This window comes from Burkholderia sp. Tr-20355, from assembly GCF_017104685.1.
Classification (GTDB): Bacteria; Pseudomonadota; Gammaproteobacteria; order Burkholderiales; family Burkholderiaceae; genus Burkholderia; species Burkholderia seminalis.
The window spans coordinates 1-16,203 of the sequence record NZ_JAAGPK010000078.1 but is presented as its reverse complement, the minus strand read 5'-3'; the positions used below and the strand labels follow the sequence as shown (position 1 = coordinate 16,203).

At 68.3% G+C, this 16,203-nt stretch carries 18 protein-coding genes; 9 read left to right on the top strand and 9 right to left on the bottom strand.

The window, feature by feature from the left end; all coding sequences use genetic code 11:
- Nucleotides 1–13: 13 nt before the first annotated feature.
- The 3 genes from queG to xerD all read left to right on the top strand — a co-directional run bounded on the left by queG (nt 14) and on the right by xerD (nt 2,731).
- Nucleotides 14–1,249: a tRNA epoxyqueuosine(34) reductase QueG gene (gene queG, locus G3N62_RS20285; protein ID WP_034190551.1), complete on the top strand. Its 1,236-nt coding sequence runs from the start codon at nt 14–16 to the stop codon at nt 1,247–1,249.
- Nucleotides 1,250–1,313: 64 nt separating this feature from the next.
- Nucleotides 1,314–1,781, top strand: a complete 468-nt coding sequence (locus G3N62_RS20280; RefSeq protein ID WP_034190552.1) for a methylated-DNA--[protein]-cysteine S-methyltransferase — start codon at nt 1,314–1,316, stop codon at nt 1,779–1,781.
- A complete protein-coding gene (gene xerD / locus G3N62_RS20275) occupies nt 1,781–2,731 on the top strand; it encodes a site-specific tyrosine recombinase XerD (protein WP_124670946.1) in 951 nt (316 codons plus the stop codon). Before G3N62_RS20280 ends, xerD begins: the two co-directional genes overlap by 1 nt.
- A gap of 35 nt (nt 2,732–2,766) precedes the next feature.
- Here the strand turns inward: xerD and G3N62_RS20270 are convergent, their stop codons facing one another.
- Nucleotides 2,767–4,329: an AMP-binding protein gene (locus G3N62_RS20270; protein ID WP_206141287.1), complete on the bottom strand. Its 1,563-nt coding sequence runs from the start codon at nt 4,327–4,329 to the stop codon at nt 2,767–2,769.
- 237 nt (nt 4,330–4,566) lie between these two features.
- Here G3N62_RS20270 and ybaK point away from each other — a divergent pair, with 237 nt between their 5' ends.
- Together ybaK and plsY are read left to right on the top strand one after the other, a co-directional pair.
- Nucleotides 4,567–5,058, top strand: a complete 492-nt coding sequence (gene ybaK, locus G3N62_RS20265; RefSeq protein WP_034190555.1) for a Cys-tRNA(Pro) deacylase — start codon at nt 4,567–4,569, stop codon at nt 5,056–5,058.
- Between the two features lie 116 nt (nt 5,059–5,174).
- Nucleotides 5,175–5,813, top strand: coding sequence for a glycerol-3-phosphate 1-O-acyltransferase PlsY (plsY, locus tag G3N62_RS20260; RefSeq protein WP_034190556.1), 639 nt, complete (start codon nt 5,175–5,177; stop codon nt 5,811–5,813).
- Nucleotides 5,814–5,892: 79 nt separating this feature from the next.
- On the opposite strand, the gene G3N62_RS20255 is transcribed toward plsY, so the two are convergent.
- Nucleotides 5,893–6,378 carry a YajQ family cyclic di-GMP-binding protein gene (locus G3N62_RS20255; RefSeq protein ID WP_124670944.1) on the bottom strand — a complete coding sequence of 162 codons (486 nt, stop codon included), beginning with the start codon at nt 6,376–6,378 and terminating at the stop codon, nt 5,893–5,895.
- Between the two features lie 137 nt (nt 6,379–6,515).
- Between G3N62_RS20255 and murB the strand changes: the two genes are divergently transcribed.
- Complete coding sequence (murB, locus tag G3N62_RS20250) at nt 6,516–7,565, top strand: UDP-N-acetylmuramate dehydrogenase (protein ID WP_124670943.1); 1,050 nt, start codon at nt 6,516–6,518, stop codon at nt 7,563–7,565.
- Nucleotides 7,566–7,658: 93 nt separating this feature from the next.
- On the opposite strand, the gene argF is transcribed toward murB, so the two are convergent.
- Nucleotides 7,659–8,588, bottom strand: coding sequence for an ornithine carbamoyltransferase (argF, locus tag G3N62_RS20245; protein WP_034190558.1), 930 nt, complete (start codon nt 8,586–8,588; stop codon nt 7,659–7,661).
- Between the two features lie 413 nt (nt 8,589–9,001).
- Between argF and G3N62_RS20240 the strand changes: the two genes are divergently transcribed.
- A complete protein-coding gene (locus tag G3N62_RS20240; protein WP_011546046.1) occupies nt 9,002–9,322 on the top strand; it encodes a DUF3579 domain-containing protein in 321 nt (106 codons plus the stop codon).
- A 152-nt stretch (nt 9,323–9,474) separates the two neighbouring features.
- Here the strand turns inward: G3N62_RS20240 and rpsT are convergent, their stop codons facing one another.
- Nucleotides 9,475–9,747 carry a 30S ribosomal protein S20 gene (gene rpsT / locus G3N62_RS20235; RefSeq protein WP_006482211.1) on the bottom strand — a complete coding sequence of 91 codons (273 nt, stop codon included), beginning with the start codon at nt 9,745–9,747 and terminating at the stop codon, nt 9,475–9,477.
- A gap of 304 nt (nt 9,748–10,051) precedes the next feature.
- Between rpsT and murJ the strand changes: the two genes are divergently transcribed.
- On the top strand, nt 10,052–11,602 hold the full coding sequence (gene murJ / locus G3N62_RS20230; RefSeq protein ID WP_034190559.1) for a murein biosynthesis integral membrane protein MurJ: 1,551 nt from the start codon (nt 10,052–10,054) through the stop codon (nt 11,600–11,602).
- A gap of 8 nt (nt 11,603–11,610) precedes the next feature.
- Complete coding sequence (locus G3N62_RS20225; protein ID WP_034190561.1) at nt 11,611–12,453, top strand: tetratricopeptide repeat protein; 843 nt, start codon at nt 11,611–11,613, stop codon at nt 12,451–12,453.
- A 65-nt stretch (nt 12,454–12,518) separates the two neighbouring features.
- Here G3N62_RS20225 and G3N62_RS20220 read toward each other — a convergent pair whose 3' ends face one another.
- The 5 genes from G3N62_RS20220 to lpxK all read right to left on the bottom strand — a co-directional run.
- Nucleotides 12,519–13,277: an SDR family NAD(P)-dependent oxidoreductase gene (locus G3N62_RS20220; RefSeq protein WP_059560268.1), complete on the bottom strand. Its 759-nt coding sequence runs from the start codon at nt 13,275–13,277 to the stop codon at nt 12,519–12,521.
- 290 nt (nt 13,278–13,567) lie between these two features.
- Nucleotides 13,568–14,230, bottom strand: a complete 663-nt coding sequence (gene adk, locus G3N62_RS20215) for an adenylate kinase (RefSeq protein WP_034191141.1) — start codon at nt 14,228–14,230, stop codon at nt 13,568–13,570.
- A gap of 208 nt (nt 14,231–14,438) precedes the next feature.
- Nucleotides 14,439–15,230, bottom strand: coding sequence for a 3-deoxy-manno-octulosonate cytidylyltransferase (kdsB, locus tag G3N62_RS20210; RefSeq protein ID WP_034191140.1), 792 nt, complete (start codon nt 15,228–15,230; stop codon nt 14,439–14,441).
- Nucleotides 15,231–15,323: 93 nt separating this feature from the next.
- Nucleotides 15,324–15,518: a Trm112 family protein gene (locus tag G3N62_RS20205; protein ID WP_006482216.1), complete on the bottom strand. Its 195-nt coding sequence runs from the start codon at nt 15,516–15,518 to the stop codon at nt 15,324–15,326.
- Nucleotides 15,499–16,203: tetraacyldisaccharide 4'-kinase (gene lpxK / locus G3N62_RS20200; protein ID WP_241013155.1), on the bottom strand; the 705-nt coding region annotated here is incomplete at its 5' end. The genes G3N62_RS20205 and lpxK, both read right to left, overlap by 20 nt.

Sequence of the window (16,203 nt, the reverse complement as noted above, 5' to 3'; positions counted from 1 at the left end):
GTAAAATAGTGCGATGAACCGATTACCGGAACTCGCCGCATCCGACAGGCCTTCGACTCGTGCCGAAGGCGCGGCGCCGTGCGCGCTCGACGATGCGGCGTTGACTGCGCTCGCCGCGCGCATCAGGGCGTGGGGGCGCGAATTGGGTTTCGGGGCGATCGGCATCAGCGATACCGATCTCTCGGATGCCGAAGCAGGCCTCGCCGCCTGGCTGGAAGCCGGATACCACGGCGAAATGGATTATATGGCGAAACATGGGATGAAACGCGCGCGCCCGGCCGAACTTGTGGCCGGTACGCGACGCGTGATTTCCGTGCGGCTCGCCTATTTGCCGGCCGAAACGCTCGCCGGCGATGCGCGCGGCGGCGCGCCCGGCGCGCTCGTGCCGCACGACTGGCGCGCCCGCGAGCGCGCCCGGCTCGACGATCCGCAGGCGGCCGTCGTGTCGATCTATGCACGCGGCCGCGATTATCACAAGGTGCTGCGCAACCGGCTGCAGACGCTCGCGGAGCGCATCGAGCACGAGATCGGCGCGTTCGGCTACCGCGTGTTCACCGATTCGGCGCCGGTGCTCGAGGTCGAACTCGCGCAGAAGGCCGGCGTCGGCTGGCGCGGCAAGCACACGCTGCTGCTGCAGCGCGATGCCGGTTCGCTGTTCTTCCTCGGCGAGATCTACGTCGACCTGCCGCTGCCGACCGACGCGCACACGGCGCCCGACGCCGCGCCCGAGACGCCCGGCGCGCACTGCGGCAGCTGTACGCGCTGCATCGACGCATGCCCGACCGGCGCGATCGTCGAGCCGTATCGCGTCGATGCGCGCCGCTGCATCTCGTACCTGACGATCGAACTGAAAGGCAGCATCCCGGAAGCGCTGCGGCCGATGATCGGCAATCGCGTGTACGGCTGCGACGACTGCCAGCTCGTCTGCCCGTGGAACAAGTTCGCGCAGGCCGCGCCCGTCGCCGATTTCGACGTGCGGCACGGTCTCGACCGCGCGACGCTCGTCGAGCTGTTCGCGTGGGATGCGGACACGTTCGATACGCGGATGCAGGGCAGTGCGATCCGGCGCATCGGTTATGAAAGCTGGCTGCGCAATCTCGCGGTCGGGCTCGGCAATGCGCTGCGCGCGGGCGCGGACCGGCTCGCGCCGCCGGCGCGCGACGCGATCGTCGCCGCGTTGCGCGCGCGGGCCGACGATCCGTCGCCGGTCGTGCGCGAGCATGTCGAATGGGCGCTGCGTGCCGCGTGAAGGCAGCGTAAAGTGTCGTCGGCGCGCGGCAGCGACGCGCGCATTCATCGGCCAGGAGAGGGCAATGTTCAACGCAGTCATCGACGCGCCGTTCGGCAAGGTCGGCATCCGCACGGACGCCGCGGTGGTGCGCGAGATCGTCTATCTGCCCGAATCGGTGAAGTCGGTCGATCCGGATTCGCCGCTCGCGAAGCGTGCGGTCAAGCAGATCGAACGTTATTTCGAGCGTGCGTCGGCGCGCTTCGACCTGCCGCTCGCCGAAGTCGGCAGCGCGTTCCAGCACCGCGTGTGGGACGTGATCAGCGATATCCCGCCCGGCACGGTGCTGACCTACGGCCAGGTCGCGAAGCGGATCGGCAGTGCGCCGCGCGCGGTCGGCCAGGCGTGCGGCGCGAACTACTTCCCGCTCGTGATCCCGTGCCATCGCGTCGTCGCGGCGGGCGGCCTCGGCGGCTTCGCGAACCACGACGACAACGGTTATTACCAGAAAGTGAAGCGCTGGCTGCTGGCGCACGAAGGCGTGCCGTACTGATGAGCGAACCCCTGATGACTTCCGACGCCGACGGCGAGGTCGCCGCGGCCTCGCCCGCGCTGCTCGCGAGCCGCGCGTCGATCGACGTGTTCTGCGATGCGCTGTGGCTCGAGCACGGGCTGGCGCGCAATACGCTCGACGCCTACCGGCGCGATCTGGTGCTGTTTTCACAATGGCTGGCCGAGACGCACGACGCACCGCTCGACATGGCCGACGAGGCGATGGTGACGGGCTACATCGCCGCGCGCAGCGACGGCAAGGCGACGTCGTCGAACCGGCGGCTGTCGGTGTTCCGTCGCTATTACGGGTGGGCCGTGCGCGAGCATCGCGCGAGCGCCGACCCGACGCTGCGGATCACGTCCGCGAAACAGGCGGCGCGGTTTCCGTCGACGTTGTCCGAGGCGCAGGTCGAGGCGCTGCTCGGCGCCCCCGACACCGGCACGCCGCTCGGCCTGCGCGATCGCACGATGCTGGAACTGATGTACGCGAGCGGGCTGCGCGTGAGCGAGCTCGTGACGCTGAAGACGGTCGAGGTCGGCCTGAACGAAGGCGTCGTGCGCGTGATGGGCAAGGGTTCGAAGGAGCGGCTCGTGCCGTTCGGCGAGGTGGCGCACGGCTGGATCGAGCGTTACCTGCGCGACGCGCGGCCGGCGCTGCTCGGCGCGCGCGCGGCCGATGCGCTGTTCGTGACCGCGCGCGGCGACGGGATGACGCGCCAGCAGTTCTGGAACATCATCAAGCGTCACGCGCGGCAGGCCGACGTGCGCGCGCACCTGTCGCCGCACACGCTGCGGCACGCGTTCGCGACGCACCTGCTGAACCACGGCGCCGACCTGCGCGTCGTGCAGATGCTGCTCGGCCACAGCGACATCTCGACCACGCAGATCTACACGCACGTCGCGCGAGAGCGGCTGAAGACGCTGCACGCGCAGCACCACCCGCGCGGCTAGCGCGCGGTGCGTGCCGCCAGGCGCGCCGGCCGGCGTCAGGCCAGGTCGCGCAGCTTGTGTTTCAGCACCTTGCCGGTCGACGCGGCCGGCAGCGCGTCGAGCACGCGGATGCGGGCCGGGCGCTTGTAAGGCGTGAGCCGCTCCGCGCACCACGCGTGCAGCACCGCTTCGTCCGCACTCGTGCCCGGCACCAGCTCGACGAACGCCAGCACTTCCTCGTTGCCTTCGACCGCGCGGCCGATCACGGCCGCCTGCACGACGTCCGGATGGGCGTTCAGCACCTGCTCGACCTCGACCGGATACACGTTGAAACCCGACCGGATGATCAGCTCCTTGCTGCGGCCCGCGATCGTCACCGCGCCGTCGGCCCCCTGCCGCGCGAGATCGCCGGTGCTCAGCCAGCCGTCCGGCGACACGGCCGCCCGCGTCGCGTCCGCGTTGCGGTAGTAGCCGAGCATCACGTTCGGCCCGCGCACGCGAATCTCGCCGACGTCGCCCGGCGGCACGTCGGTGCCGTCCGGCGCGACGATCCGCAGCTCGACGCCCGGAATCGGCACGCCGACCGAACCGTCGGCGCGCGGCGCGTCGAGCGGCGTCTGCGTGATCGTCGGGCTGCTTTCGGTCATCCCGTAGCCGTTGTGGAGCGGCACGCCGTACTGGCGCTCGACGCGCGCCTTCAGGTTCGCGTCGAGCGGCGAGCCGCCCGAATACGCGAAGCGCAGGCGCGGCGCGTGCCACGCGTGGCCATGCGTGTGCAGATGTTCGAGGAGCTTCGCGTGCATCGCGGGCACGCCCTGGAAGATCGTGACGCCTTCGTCGGCGAGCGCGACGCGCACGGCTTCCGGCGAGAAGCGCGGCGCGAGCCGCAGCGTCGCGCCGGCGTAAAGGCTGCCGAGGCAGACCGACGCGAGCCCGTACACGTGCGATACGGGCAGCACCGTGTAGACGACGTCGTCGGGCGACACGCGGCGCAGCGCGCTCGATGTAGCCGCGATGAACAGCAGGTTGCGGTGCGACAGCATCACGCCCTTCGGCGTGCCGGTCGTGCCGGTCGTATAGATCAGCGCCGCGCATTGCGCGGCGCTGTCGGCGGCGACCGGTTCGGCGGGCGCGCCTGCGTCGACGCGATACGACCACGCGCCGATGTCGACCGGCAGCGCGCCGGCGGGCGTCGCGCCGAGCCGCGCGGCATGCGCGCGCGCGTCGGGCGATGCGTCGGTCGTGAACGCGACCAGCTTCGGGCGCGCATGCGCGGCGATCGCGTCGAGTTCGCCGGCCGACAGCCGCGCGTTCGACACGAGCGCCCATGCGTCGAGGCGGGCGACCGCGAACAGCAGCACGATCTGCGCGACGCAGTTTTCCGCGACGATCATCACGCGGTCGCCGCCTTGCACGCCGAGGCTCGCGAGTCGCGCGGCCGCCGCATCGACGGCTTGCGCCAGCTCGCTGTACGACAGTCGGCGCGCATCCTCGATCAGCGCCGGGTGCGCGGGCGCCTGCGCGGCCCAGCGCGCGGGCACGTCGGCGATGCGGCGCGGCAGCGCGGCGAGCAGCGCGTCGACGTCGAGCGACTCGGATGAACGGATGGGCGAGGGCATGGCGTCTCCAGAAAAGGGGCCGGGCGGCGGCTTGACGATGTTTGCGAACGATCGTGCCATGACGGCGCGCGCGCCACAATCGGCCAATCGGGCAATAGCCCTTCGCGATGTCCGCAATGATGACGGGCGCAATGGCGGCGGCGCAGGCGGCCGCCCGGCGGAAAACGGGCGGCGAGTATACCGTCGGCCGCGCACATCGCCGCCCGCCTGCTGGTCGTTCGCCATTAAAATGCCGCCATGAGCAAATCCAGACACGTGTCCGAAACCCCGGCGACCCAGCTGTTGCGCCGTCATGGCGTTGCGTTCGGCGAGCATCCGTACGACTACGTCGAGCATGGCGGCACCGGCGAATCGGCGCGCCAGCTCGGCGCGGACGAGCACTGCGTCGTGAAGACGCTCGTGATGGAAGACGAGCACGCGAAGCCGCTGATCGTGCTGATGCACGGCGACCGCACCGTGTCGACGAAGAACCTCGCGCGGCAGATCGGCGCGAAGCGCGTCGAGCCGTGCAAGCCGGAGGTCGCGAACCGCCATTCGGGTTATCTCGTCGGCGGTACGTCGCCGTTCGGCACGCGCAAGACGATGCCCGTCTACGTCGAGGCGTCGATCCTCGAGTTGCCGACGATCTACCTGAACGGCGGCCGCCGCGGCTACCTCGTCAGCCTTGCGCCGGCGGTGCTCGTGTCGCTGCTCGGCGCACGGCCCGTGCAGTGCGCGAGCGTCGACTGAGGGTTTCACCTTCGTGGCACCCCGCGCCCGTTCGGTAGAATGGGCGCCGTTTCGGCTCGCCGGCTTGCCGCGCACGGCCGTCCCTTTACCGATACGTTGAAAGAAGAGTCCTCCGCATGCAGATCCTGCTCGCCGCCCTCGTTGCCTACCTGATCGGTTCGGTGTCGTTCGCCGTCGTCGTCAGCGCCGCGATGGGCCTGGCCGACCCGCGCTCGTACGGGTCGAAGAATCCCGGCGCGACCAACGTGCTGCGCAGCGGCAACAAGAAGGCCGCGATCCTGACGCTCGTCGGCGACGCGTTCAAGGGCTGGATTGCCGTCTGGCTCGCGCGGCGCCTGGGCCTGCCCGATGTCGCGATCGCATGGGTCGCGATCGCCGTGTTCCTCGGCCATCTGTATCCGGTGTTCTTCCGCTTCCAGGGCGGCAAGGGCGTCGCGACCGCGGCGGGCGTGCTGCTCGCCGTGCACCCGGTGCTCGGGCTCGCGACCGCGCTGACCTGGCTGATCGTCGCGTTCTTCTTCCGCTATTCGTCGCTCGCGGCGCTGGTGGCGGCCGTGTTCGCGCCGGTGTTCGACGTGTTCCTGTTCGGCACGGGTCACAACCCGGTCGCATGGGCCGTGCTCGCGATGAGCGTGCTGCTTGTGTGGCGTCACCGCGGCAACATTGCGAAGCTGCTCGCGGGGCAGGAGAGCCGGATCGGCGACAAGAAGAAGGCGGCCGCGGACGGCGGCGCGCAGGACGGCGGGCAAGCCTGAGAAAGCGCGGCGGCTGCCGCGGGCCGGGCGCGCCGCGTGCGCGGGGCCCGGCAGGATGACGTGACGGATCGGCCAGCGATCAGTCGCGGAAGTTGTTGAAGTCGAGCGGCGTGTCGGTCACGTCCTTGCGCAGCATCGCGATCACGCTCTGCAGGTCGTCGCGCTTCGTGCCGGCCACGCGCACCGCGTCGCCCTGGATGCTTGCCTGCACCTTGATCTTGCTGTCCTTCACGAGGCGCACGATCTTCTTCGCGAGATCGCCGGTCACACCTTTCTTCACGGTGACGATCTGCTTGACCTTGTCGCCGCCGATCTTCTCGACCTTGCCGTAGTCGAGGAAGCGCACGTCGACGTTGCGCTTGGCCAGCTTGCCGATCAGCACGTCCTTGACCTGGCCGAGCTTGAAATCGTCATCGGCGAACAGCGTGAGCTCGCGTTCCTTCTGCTCGACGCGCGCGTCGGAGCCCTTGAAGTCGAAGCGCGTCGAAATTTCCTTGTTCGCCTGCTCGATGGCGTTCTTCACTTCGATCATGTTCGCTTCGGAAACGACGTCGAACGATGGCATGGCATTCTCCCTTGAGGTGCGGGCACCCGGCTCGCGCGCGGGCACTCGCTATAATTGCGGACTGTTTGCCATTTTACCGATGCCCCTCCGTTTGCCCAAGGCCGGCCGTCTGCCGGCCCGGGGCGACGTGACCGCGAATGCCGATGCCTCCTGACGATTCCGCCCTGTCGCTGCTCCCCGACCATCCGCTCGCTGCCCACAACACGTTCGGCATCGCCGCGAACGCGCGCTTCGCCGCACGCATCACGCATGCGGCGCAGTTCGAGGCGCTGCACCGCGACGCGCGCGTCGCGCACCTGCCGCGGCTCGTGCTCGGCGGCGGTAGCAACGTCGTGTTCACGCGCGATTTCGACGGCATCGTGCTGCTCGACGAGATCGCCGGCCGCCGTGTCGTGCGCGAGGACGACGACGCGTGGTACGTCGAGGCCGGCGGCGGCGAGAGCTGGCACGGGTTCGTCGCGTGGACGCTCGAGCACGGGATGCCGGGTCTCGAGAACCTCGCGCTGATTCCCGGCACCGTCGGCGCCGCGCCGATCCAGAACATCGGCGCGTACGGCCTCGAAATGAAGGCGTATTTCGACTCGCTGGTCGCGGTCGAGCTGGCGACGGGGCGCCGCGAGCGCTTCGACGCCGCGCGCTGCGCGTTCGGCTACCGCGACAGCTTCTTCAAGCGGGACGGGCGCGGCCGGTTCGCGATCGTGTCCGTGACGTTCCGGCTGCCGAAGCAATGGGCGCCGCGGCTCGGCTACGCGGACGTCACGCGCGAGCTCGACGCACGCGGCATCGCGCCCGATGCGGCGACGCCGCGCGACGTGTTCGACGCGGTCGTCGCGATCCGCCGCGCGAAGCTGCCCGATCCGCTCGTGCTCGGCAATGCGGGCAGTTTCTTCAAGAATCCGGTGATCGGCGCCGCGCAGTTCGAGGCGCTGCGCGCCCGCGCACCCGAGGTCGTGTCGTATCCGCAGCCGGACGGGCACGTGAAGCTCGCGGCCGGCTGGCTGATCGACCGCTGCGGCTGGAAGGGCCGCGCGCTCGGTGCGGCGGCCGTGCACGACCGCCAGGCGCTCGTGCTCGTCAATCGCGGCGGTGCGACGGGCGCGGACGTGCTCGCGCTGGCGCAGGCGATCCAGGCCGACGTGCGTGCGCAATTCGGTGTCGAGCTGGAGGCCGAGCCGGTCTGCCTGTAACGCGGGCTTCGCGCCGTTTCCCGCACGCCCAAACAAAAAGCGCCGATCGACGATCGGCGCTTTTTCATGCGGGTGCGTTCCGGCGGATCGGTATCAGTGCTTGAGGCGGCCGAGCAGCAGGAACTCCATCAGCGCCTTCTGCACGTGCAGCCGGTTTTCCGCCTCGTCCCACACGACGCTCTGCGGGCCGTCGATCACGCCGGCCGTCACTTCCTCGCCGCGGTGCGCGGGCAGGCAGTGCATGAAGAGGGCGTCCGGGTTCGCATGGCCCATCATTTCCTCGTCGACGCACCAGTCGGCGAACGCCTGCTTGCGGGCCTCGTTCTCGGCCTCGAAGCCCATGCTCGTCCACACGTCGGTGGTGACGAGGTCGGCGCCCTTGCACGCTTCGTTCGGATCGTCGAACACCTCGTAGAACGGCGCGCTGTCGGGCGACACGAGCTTCATGTCGAGCGCATAGCCGGGCGGCGTGGACAGGCGCAGCTTGAAGCCGAGGATCTGCGCTGCCTCGATCCACGTGTAGAGCATGTTGTTCGCGTCGCCGACCCACGCGACGGTCTTGCCGGCGATCGGACCACGGTGCTCGTAGTACGTGAAGATGTCGGCGAGCACCTGGCACGGGTGGTACTCGTTCGTCAGGCCGTTGATCACCGGCACGCGGGAGTTGTCCGCGAAGCGCTTGATGACCTCCTGCTCGAACGTGCGGATCATGATGATGTCGACCATCCGCGAGATGACCTGCGCGGAATCCTCGACCGGTTCGCCGCGGCCGAGCTGCGTGTCGCGCGTGCTCATGAAGACGGCGTGGCCGCCGAGCTGGAAGATCCCGGCCTCGAACGACAGGCGCGTGCGCGTCGAGCTCTTCTCGAAGATCATCGCGAGCGTGCGGTCGTGCAGCGGGTGGTAGGTCTCGTAGTTCTTGAACTTGCGCTTCAGGATACCCGTGCGCTCGAGCACGTACTCGTAATCTTCCAGCGAGAAATCCTTGAACTGCAGGTAGTGACGAATGGTTTTGGCGGTCATGAAGCGAAATACGGCGGGTTTCACCCGGCAGCGAGGCCGGACGGCGCCGCCGTCGGGTGTGGATAACTCAAAGCAGCATAAAGGATTTTCTGTGCTTTGACGAGCCGCGGAGCGAAGCGGGGCACGATCGAGGCGGGCGGCGGACAGCGCGGGAAGGGGGCGGTCGGGACGACGCTCGATGGCGCGCTGCGGTATAATCCGAAAGTTTTCTCCAGCCCGGCAGGCAAGGCTTTTCGCGCTCTGCCGGACACAAGCCGTGCGCTGCACAAATCCGGTGCAGTCCGCCGGCGGCGCGCACCGGCGTCCCGTTTTCGGGATATCGGAACGCTTGTGCCGCCGTCCGTTCCAGCTTTGTGTTCGCGTATCCAGGCGCTGTTGCCTGGACATCGCCGGGCCGTCACTTGGGTAACCACATGGCTGAAACCCCTCCGACCGAATTCTTCATCCAGGGCATCACGAAAGACGGGAAAAAGTTTCGCCCGAGCGACTGGTCGGAACGTCTGGCCGGTGTGATGGCCTGCTTCGGGCCGGGGGCGAGTGGGCCGAATGCGCGTCTCAAGTATTCGCTGTACGTGCGCCCGACGATGCTCGGCGACCTGAAGTGCGTGATTCTCGATTCGCGGTTGCGCGACATCGAACCGATGGCTTTCGATTTCGTGCTGAATTTCGCGAAGGACAACAACCTCGTCGTCACCGAGGCGTGCGAGCTGCCGGACTACAACACGAAGAAGTGATGCCGGCAGGCGAGGGCGCAGGATGCGCCGGCCGCGGCAAGACCCGCCGCCCCGCGTGATGCGCGGGCGACAGGCAACAAAAAAGCCCGCCTAGGCGGGCTTTTTTGCGATCGCAGGAAACAGGAACGCCCGCGCGAGCGGGCGCACCGGATTTACGCTGCTGCCTGCAGACCCTTGACGGCTGCGGCGAGGCGGCTCTTGCTGCGAGCGGCCTTGTTCTTGTGAACGATCTTCTTGTCGGCGATCGTGTCGATCGTCTTCACGGCAGCCTTGAACAGCTCGGCAGCCTTTGCTTGGTCGCCGGCTTCAACAGCCTTGCGAACCGACTTGATCGCGGTACGGAATTTCGAGCGCAGCGCCGAGTTGTGCGAGTTTGCCTTCGCGGCCTGGCGGGCGCGCTTGCGTGCTTGTGCGGAGTTAGCCATGACGGTTCCTTATCCTGTCCTGTTTCCAGAGCTTGGAGCCTGACGGCCAAGCGCTGCTTTTCGATCCGTCCCCTGAGAACGATTGCCCAGGGGCGCATAAAAAAACGGTGATTTTAACCGAGGCAGGGACATGAAAACGGCAGTTGCCGCGCATGTACGAGCCCAGAAACCGGCGATTATAGCAACAAAATCAAGCGAGTGGCAAGTTCGAAGTGATACCCGCGGGACGAGGCGCCGGCTGCCGCTGCGCTTTTCGGCGTCGGCCGCTGGCCGGGTCGCGCAACGTCCGTATAATAAGCGCCCCATGAATCTATTCCGAGCCCTGCTGACGGTCAGCGGCTTCACGCTGCTGTCGCGCGTGACCGGACTGGCCCGCGAGACGCTGATCGCCCGTGCGTTCGGCGCCAGTCAATACACCGACGCGTTCTACGTCGCCTTCCGCATTCCGAACCTGCTGCGCCGCCTGTCCGCCGAAGGCGCGTTCTCGCAGGCGTTCGTGCCGATCCTCGCCGAGTTCAAGAACCAGCAGGGGCACGATGCGACGAAGGCGCTCGTCGACGCGATGTCCACCGTGCTCGCGTGGGCGCTTGCCGTGCTGTCGGTCGTCGGGATCGCCGGCGCGTCGTGGGTCGTGTTCGCGGTCGCGTCCGGCCTGCACACCGACGGCCAGGCGTTTCCGCTCGCGGTCACGATGACGCAGATCATGTTCCCGTACATCGTGTTCATCTCGCTGACGACGCTCGCGTCCGGCGTGCTCAACACGTACAAGAGCTTCTCGCTGCCCGCGTTCGCGCCGGTGCTGCTCAACGTCGCGTTCATTGCCGCGGCCGTGTTCGTCGCGCCGCACCTGAAGGTGCCGGTCTACGCGCTCGCGTGGGCCGTCATCGTCGGCGGCGTGCTGCAGTTCCTCGTGCAGCTGCCGGGGCTGAAGAAGATCGACATGGTGCCGCTGATCGGCCTGAACCCGCTGCGCGCGCTGCGTCACCCGGGCGTGAAGCGCGTGCTCGCGAAAATGGTGCCCGCGACGTTCGCGGTGTCGGTCGCGCAACTGTCGCTGATCATCAACACCAATATCGCGTCGCGGCTCGGGCAGGGCGCCGTGTCGTGGATCAACTACGCCGACCGCCTGATGGAATTCCCGACGGCGCTGCTGGGTGTCGCGCTCGGCACGATCCTGCTGCCGAGCCTGTCGAAGGCGCACGTCGACGCCGATTCGCACGAATATTCCGCGCTGCTGGACTGGGGGCTGCGCGTCACGTTCCTGCTCGCGGCGCCGAGCGCACTCGCGCTGTTCTTCTTCGCGACGCCGCTCACCGCGACGCTGTTCAACTACGGCAAGTTCGACGCGCATACCGTCACGATGGTCTCGCGCGCGCTCGCGACCTACGGGATCGGCCTTGTCGGCATCATCCTGATCAAGATCCTCGCGCCGGGCTTCTATGCGAAGCAGGACATCAAGACGCCCGTGAAGATCGCGATCGGCGTGCTGATCGTCACGCAGCTCTCGAACTACGTGTTCGTGCCGCTGATCGGCCACGCGGGCCTCACGCTGAGCATCGGCGTCGGCGCGTGCCTGAACTCGCTGCTGCTGTTCTTCGGGCTGCGCAAGCGCGGCATCTACCAGCCTTCGCCGGGCTGGCTGCGCTTCTTCATGCAGCTCGTCGGCGCGGCGCTCGTGCTCGCGGGCCTGATGCACTGGTGCGCGATCAGCTTCGACTGGACCGGGATGCGCACGCAGCCGCTCGAGCGCATTGCGCTGATGGCGGCGTGCCTCGTGCTGTTCGCTGCACTATATTTCGGTATGTTGTGGGTGATGGGCTTCAAATACGCTTACTTCAGAAGGCGCGCAAAGTGACGACCGCAATGACCCGCGTCCTCGACTACTTCAGCACGCTCGTGGCGGACGACGACAGTCTGCCCGTCACGGAAACCGCGCTGTCGCTGGCGCAGGACGCGTATCCCGACCTCGACCTGCAGGGCACGCTGGCCGAACTCGACATGCTGGCGGCGCGATTGCGCCGGCGGCTCGCCGACGATGCGGACCTGAAGGGCCGCGTCGCCGCGCTGAACGATTTCTTCTTCCGCGAACTCGGCTTCGCCTGCAATCACAACGATTACTACGACCCCGATAACAGCCACCTGAACGCCGTGCTGAAGCGGCGGCGCGGGATTCCGATCTCGCTGTCGGTGCTGTACCTGGAGCTCGCCGAGCAGATCGGCGTGCCGGCGCGCGGCGTGTCGTTCCCCGGCCATTTCCTGCTGCGCGTCACGCTGCCGGACGGCGACCTGATCATCGATCCGACCAACGGCCATTCGCTGTCCGAGGCCGAGATGGTCGAGATGCTCGAGCCGTACGTCGCGCGCGCGGCCGGCGCGGTCGACAGCGCGTTGCGCGCGCTGCTGCAACCGGCGACGAGCCGCGAGATCATCGCGCGGATGCTGCGCAACCTGAAAACGATCTATCTGCAGACGGAACGCTGGCAGCGGCTGCTCGCGGTGCAGCAGCGGCTCGTGATCCTGTTGCCCGAGCAGCTCGACGAGGTGCGCGACCGCGGCTTCGCGTATGCGCGGCTCGACTACCTGCGCCCCGCGCTCGAGGATCTCGAGCAGTATCTGGGCGAGCGGCCCGAGGCGGACGACGCGACCGTCGTCGAATCGCAGGTCACCGAATTGCGGCAGCGGATGCAACGCGACGGCGAGGACTGAGCCGCCGTCGCACCGTTGCAGGAACGAGCAAGAACGCCCGCATCGCGGGCGTTTTTCTTGTGCGCTTACTTCGGCTGCATCCGGATCGCGCCGTCGAGGCGGATCACTTCGCCGTTGAGCATCGGATTCTCGACGATCTGGCGGACCAGCATCGCGTATTCGGCCGGTTTGCCGAGCCGCGGCGGGAACGGCACCATTGCGCCGAGCGCGTCCTGCACGTCCTGCGGCATGCCGAGCAGCATCGGCGTCTCGAACAGGCCGGGCGCGATCGTCATCACGCGAATGCCGCTGCGCGACAGGTCGCGCGCGATCGGCAGCGTCATGCCGGCGACACCGGCCTTGGATGCCGCGTACGCGGCCTGGCCGATTTGTCCGTCGAAGGCGGCGACCGACGCGGTGCTGACGATCACGCCGCGCTCGCCTTCCGCGGTCGGCGCGGTCGCGGCCATCGCGGCGGCCGCGAGCCGGATCATGTTGAACGTGCCGACGAGGTTCACGTTGATCGTTTTCGCGAACACGTCGAGCGGATGAGCGCCGTCCTTGCCGACGGTTTTCGCGGCCGGCGCGATGCCCGCGCAGTTCACGAGGCCGCGCAGCGTGCCCGCGCGTGTCGCCGCGTCGACGGCGGCCTGTGCGTCGGCCTCGCTCGACACGTCGCAGCGTACGAATATGCCGCCCAGTTCGGTCGCGAGCGCGGTGCCGGCCGCTTCGTTCAGGTCGGCGAGCACGACCGTGCCGCCTGCCTGCGCGAGCATTCGCGCGGTGCCGGCGCCGAGGCCCGATGCACCGCCCGTGATCAGAAACACGTTGCCGCGAATTTCCATGACTGTCTCCGTGTCGACCGCCCTTGGCGCTTCAGCGCCTAGGGAGGTCCCATGCAAAGCGTCGACCGCCCTTGGCGCTTCAGCGCCTAGGGAGGTCCCATGCAAAGCGTCGACCGCGCTTGGCGCTTTAGCGCCTAGGGAGGTCCCATGCAAAGCGGTTATTCCGTCCGATGCCGATTGTACGGGGCGTCGTCGCGCGGAGGCGATACAAGCATGGTCCTTCGAATCCCGGCCAGGCGAAAAAAAAGCCGCCCGGAAAGGGCGGCTTCTGCGGATGCGCGACGCGTGGCTTACTTCAGCGCGTCAAACGCGCGCTCGCGGATTTCCTCGACGGCGCCGAGACCCGAGATCTTGCGATACTGCGGTGCCTTCAGGCCGTTTTCCTCGCCGCGCCGTGCCCAGTCGCCGTAATACGTGATCAGCGGCTTGGTTTGCGCTTCGTACACTTCGAGACGCTTCTTGACGGTTTCTTCCTTGTCGTCGTCGCGCTGGATCAGCGGTTCGCCCGTCACGTCGTCGTGGCCCTCGACCTTCGGCGGGTTGAACTTGACGTGGTACGTGCGGCCCGATGCCGGGTGCGTGCGGCGGCCGCTCATGCGCTCGATGATTTCCGAGAACGGGACGTCGATCTCGAGCACGTAGTCGATCGCGACGCCGGCTTCCTTCATTGCGTCAGCCTGCGCGATCGTGCGCGGGAAACCGTCGAACAGATAGCCGTTCGCGCAGTCGGATTCCTTCAGGCGCTCCTTGACGAGGCCGATGATCAGCGCGTCCGGCACGAGCTTGCCGGCGTCCATGTAGCCCTTCGCTTCGACGCCGAGCGGCGTGCCGGCCTTCACGGCCGCGCGCAGCATGTCGCCCGTCGAGATTTGCGGGATGCCGAACTTTTCCTTGATGAAGTTTGCCTGGGTGCCCTTTCCCGCGCCGGGCGCGCCCAACAGGATCAAACGCATGGTGATATCTCCAAGTATGTAGATTCGTGTGGCGAGCCTCAAAGGTGTCGGCGACGGCGGGCGCGGGGCTTGCCTGGCGCGCGGCGGGCCGGTCTGATGCGGCGCGTCGACTTGGGCGACGCGCGGCTGCCGGCAAGGCCGCGGGCGGGGTCAAGCGAGAACGCGCTGGTCGCGGACGGCTCGCACAATCGCCTGATTATGCCACGGGTTATTTTGAACCCGGCCGAAAAAGGGCCTGCACGCGCGCGAGATCGGCCGGCGTATCGATCCCGGCTTCGGGCGCGGACTCGGTGATCCGCACCGCGATGCGCTCGCCGTGCCACAGCGCGCGCAGCTGTTCGAGCTGCTCGGCCTGTTCGATCGGCGCCTGCGCGAGCGACGGATAAGTGCGCAGGAAACGTGCGCGATAGGCATAGAGGCCGATGTGCCGATAGACCGGGAAAGCCGGCGCAGGCATGGCCGCGACGTCCGGCCAGTGCGGCTGGTACGCGTCGCGGCTCCACGGAATCGGCGCGCGCGAGAAGTACAGCGCGACGCTTTGCGCGTCGAGCGCGACCTTCACGACGTTCGGGTTGAACACGTCGGCCGCGTCGTGGATCGGGTGGGCGGCGGTCGCGATCGCGCAGGCCGGATGCGCGGCCAGGTGCGACGCTACGTCGCGCACCAGCACGGGGTCGATCAGCGGCTCGTCGCCCTGCACGTTGACGACGACTGTGTCGTCGCTCCACCCGAAGGCCGCCGCGACTTCCGCGAGCCGGTCGGTGCCGGACGGATGGTCGGCACGCGTGAGCACCGCTTCGAAGCCGTGGTCGCGCGCCGCGTCGAGCACGCTCTGCGCGTCGGAGGCGACGAGCACCTGCCGTGCGCCCGCCTCGCGCGCGCGCTCGGCGACACGCACGACCATCGGCTTGCCGCCGAGATCGGCGAGCGGCTTGTTCGGCAGGCGCGTCGACGCGAGCCGGGCGGGAATGACGGCGATGAAGGGTTGCGGGTGAGTCATCGGGGTGAGCGGTGAGAAGAACGGGGCCGGCGGCGCGTCCGGAACCGGGCGGCCGGCAGGGTTTGGCGCCCCGGCCGGGGCGCCGCAGGCGGCTTAGCGGCCGGCCGGATCGACCGGCGTGCCTTCGACGGTCTGGCGCGCTTCGTCGACGAGCATCACGGGGATGCCGTCGCGGATCGGGTAGGCGAGCTTGTCCGCATTGCAGATCAGCTCCTGCGCGGCGCGGTCGTAGTGGAGCGGGCCTTTGCAGATAGGGCACACAATGATTTCAAGCAGGCGAGCGTCCACGGAGTTTCTCCACAACGAGGGCAATGAGGCGAGGGTCGAGCGCGGCTTCGACGGGGACGACCCACAGTCGGGCATCGCGCCAGGAAGCGCCCAATTTTACTGCATCCTTCTCGGTGATCAGGATTGCATCGACCGCGTCGTCGATGAACGGATTGTCGGCGAACGCGTAGTGGTCGGGCAGCGCGCGCGTCGCCGGCGCGAGACCGGCCGCGCGCAGCGTCGCGAAAAAGCGTTCCGGCGCGCCGATGCCGGCCGCGGCGAGCACGCGCTCGTTGGCGAACTGCGACAGCGGACGGCGCAGTGCCGGCTGGTCGAGGTGCCAGGCGGCGCCCGGCGTCAGCGCGAGCGCGTAGGTGTCGGGCCACGGCGGCAGCGTGCCGCTGTACGGGTCGTTGACGAGCGTCGCGTCGCGGTGCCGCGACAGCGGCTCGCGCAGCGGCCCGGCCGGCAGCAGGAAGCCGTTGCCGCCGAGCCGGTGGTCGAACACGACGAGCTCGACCGTGCGCGCGAGGCGGTAGTGCTGCAGGCCGTCGTCGCTGACGATCACGTCGACGTCCGGGTGCGCGGCGCGCAGCGCCCGCGCGGCCGCGACGCGGTCGGGGCCCACCCATACGGGAGATCGGAAGAGCGTGGGTAGGGAAAGCGGGTTAAGGTCAGTGTAGCACGCGGAGGGGGAGGGAGTGAT

Excerpts from the sequence above, each read along its gene's own strand:
- G3N62_RS20220 (WP_059560268.1), bottom strand. The coding sequence starts at position 13,277 with ATGGAAATTCGCGGCAACGTGTTTCTGATCACGGGCGGTGCATCGGGC.
- queG (WP_034190551.1), top strand. The coding sequence starts at position 14 with ATGAACCGATTACCGGAACTCGCCGCATCCGACAGGCCTTCGACTCGT.
- argF (WP_034190558.1), bottom strand. The coding sequence starts at position 8,588 with ATGACCGCCAAAACCATTCGTCACTACCTGCAGTTCAAGGATTTCTCG.
- G3N62_RS20280 (WP_034190552.1), top strand. The coding sequence starts at position 1,314 with ATGTTCAACGCAGTCATCGACGCGCCGTTCGGCAAGGTCGGCATCCGC.
- G3N62_RS20240 (WP_011546046.1), top strand. The coding sequence starts at position 9,002 with ATGGCTGAAACCCCTCCGACCGAATTCTTCATCCAGGGCATCACGAAA.
- G3N62_RS20225 (WP_034190561.1), top strand. The coding sequence starts at position 11,611 with ATGACCCGCGTCCTCGACTACTTCAGCACGCTCGTGGCGGACGACGAC.
- ybaK (WP_034190555.1), top strand. The coding sequence starts at position 4,567 with ATGAGCAAATCCAGACACGTGTCCGAAACCCCGGCGACCCAGCTGTTG.
- G3N62_RS20270 (WP_206141287.1), bottom strand. The coding sequence starts at position 4,329 with ATGCCCTCGCCCATCCGTTCATCCGAGTCGCTCGACGTCGACGCGCTG.
- murB (WP_124670943.1), top strand. The coding sequence starts at position 6,516 with ATGCCGATGCCTCCTGACGATTCCGCCCTGTCGCTGCTCCCCGACCAT.
- xerD (WP_124670946.1), top strand. The coding sequence starts at position 1,781 with ATGAGCGAACCCCTGATGACTTCCGACGCCGACGGCGAGGTCGCCGCG.
- kdsB (WP_034191140.1), bottom strand. The coding sequence starts at position 15,230 with ATGACTCACCCGCAACCCTTCATCGCCGTCATTCCCGCCCGGCTCGCG.
- plsY (WP_034190556.1), top strand. The coding sequence starts at position 5,175 with ATGCAGATCCTGCTCGCCGCCCTCGTTGCCTACCTGATCGGTTCGGTG.
- G3N62_RS20255 (WP_124670944.1), bottom strand. The coding sequence starts at position 6,378 with ATGCCATCGTTCGACGTCGTTTCCGAAGCGAACATGATCGAAGTGAAG.
- rpsT (WP_006482211.1), bottom strand. The coding sequence starts at position 9,747 with ATGGCTAACTCCGCACAAGCACGCAAGCGCGCCCGCCAGGCCGCGAAG.
- adk (WP_034191141.1), bottom strand. The coding sequence starts at position 14,230 with ATGCGTTTGATCCTGTTGGGCGCGCCCGGCGCGGGAAAGGGCACCCAG.
- murJ (WP_034190559.1), top strand. The coding sequence starts at position 10,052 with ATGAATCTATTCCGAGCCCTGCTGACGGTCAGCGGCTTCACGCTGCTG.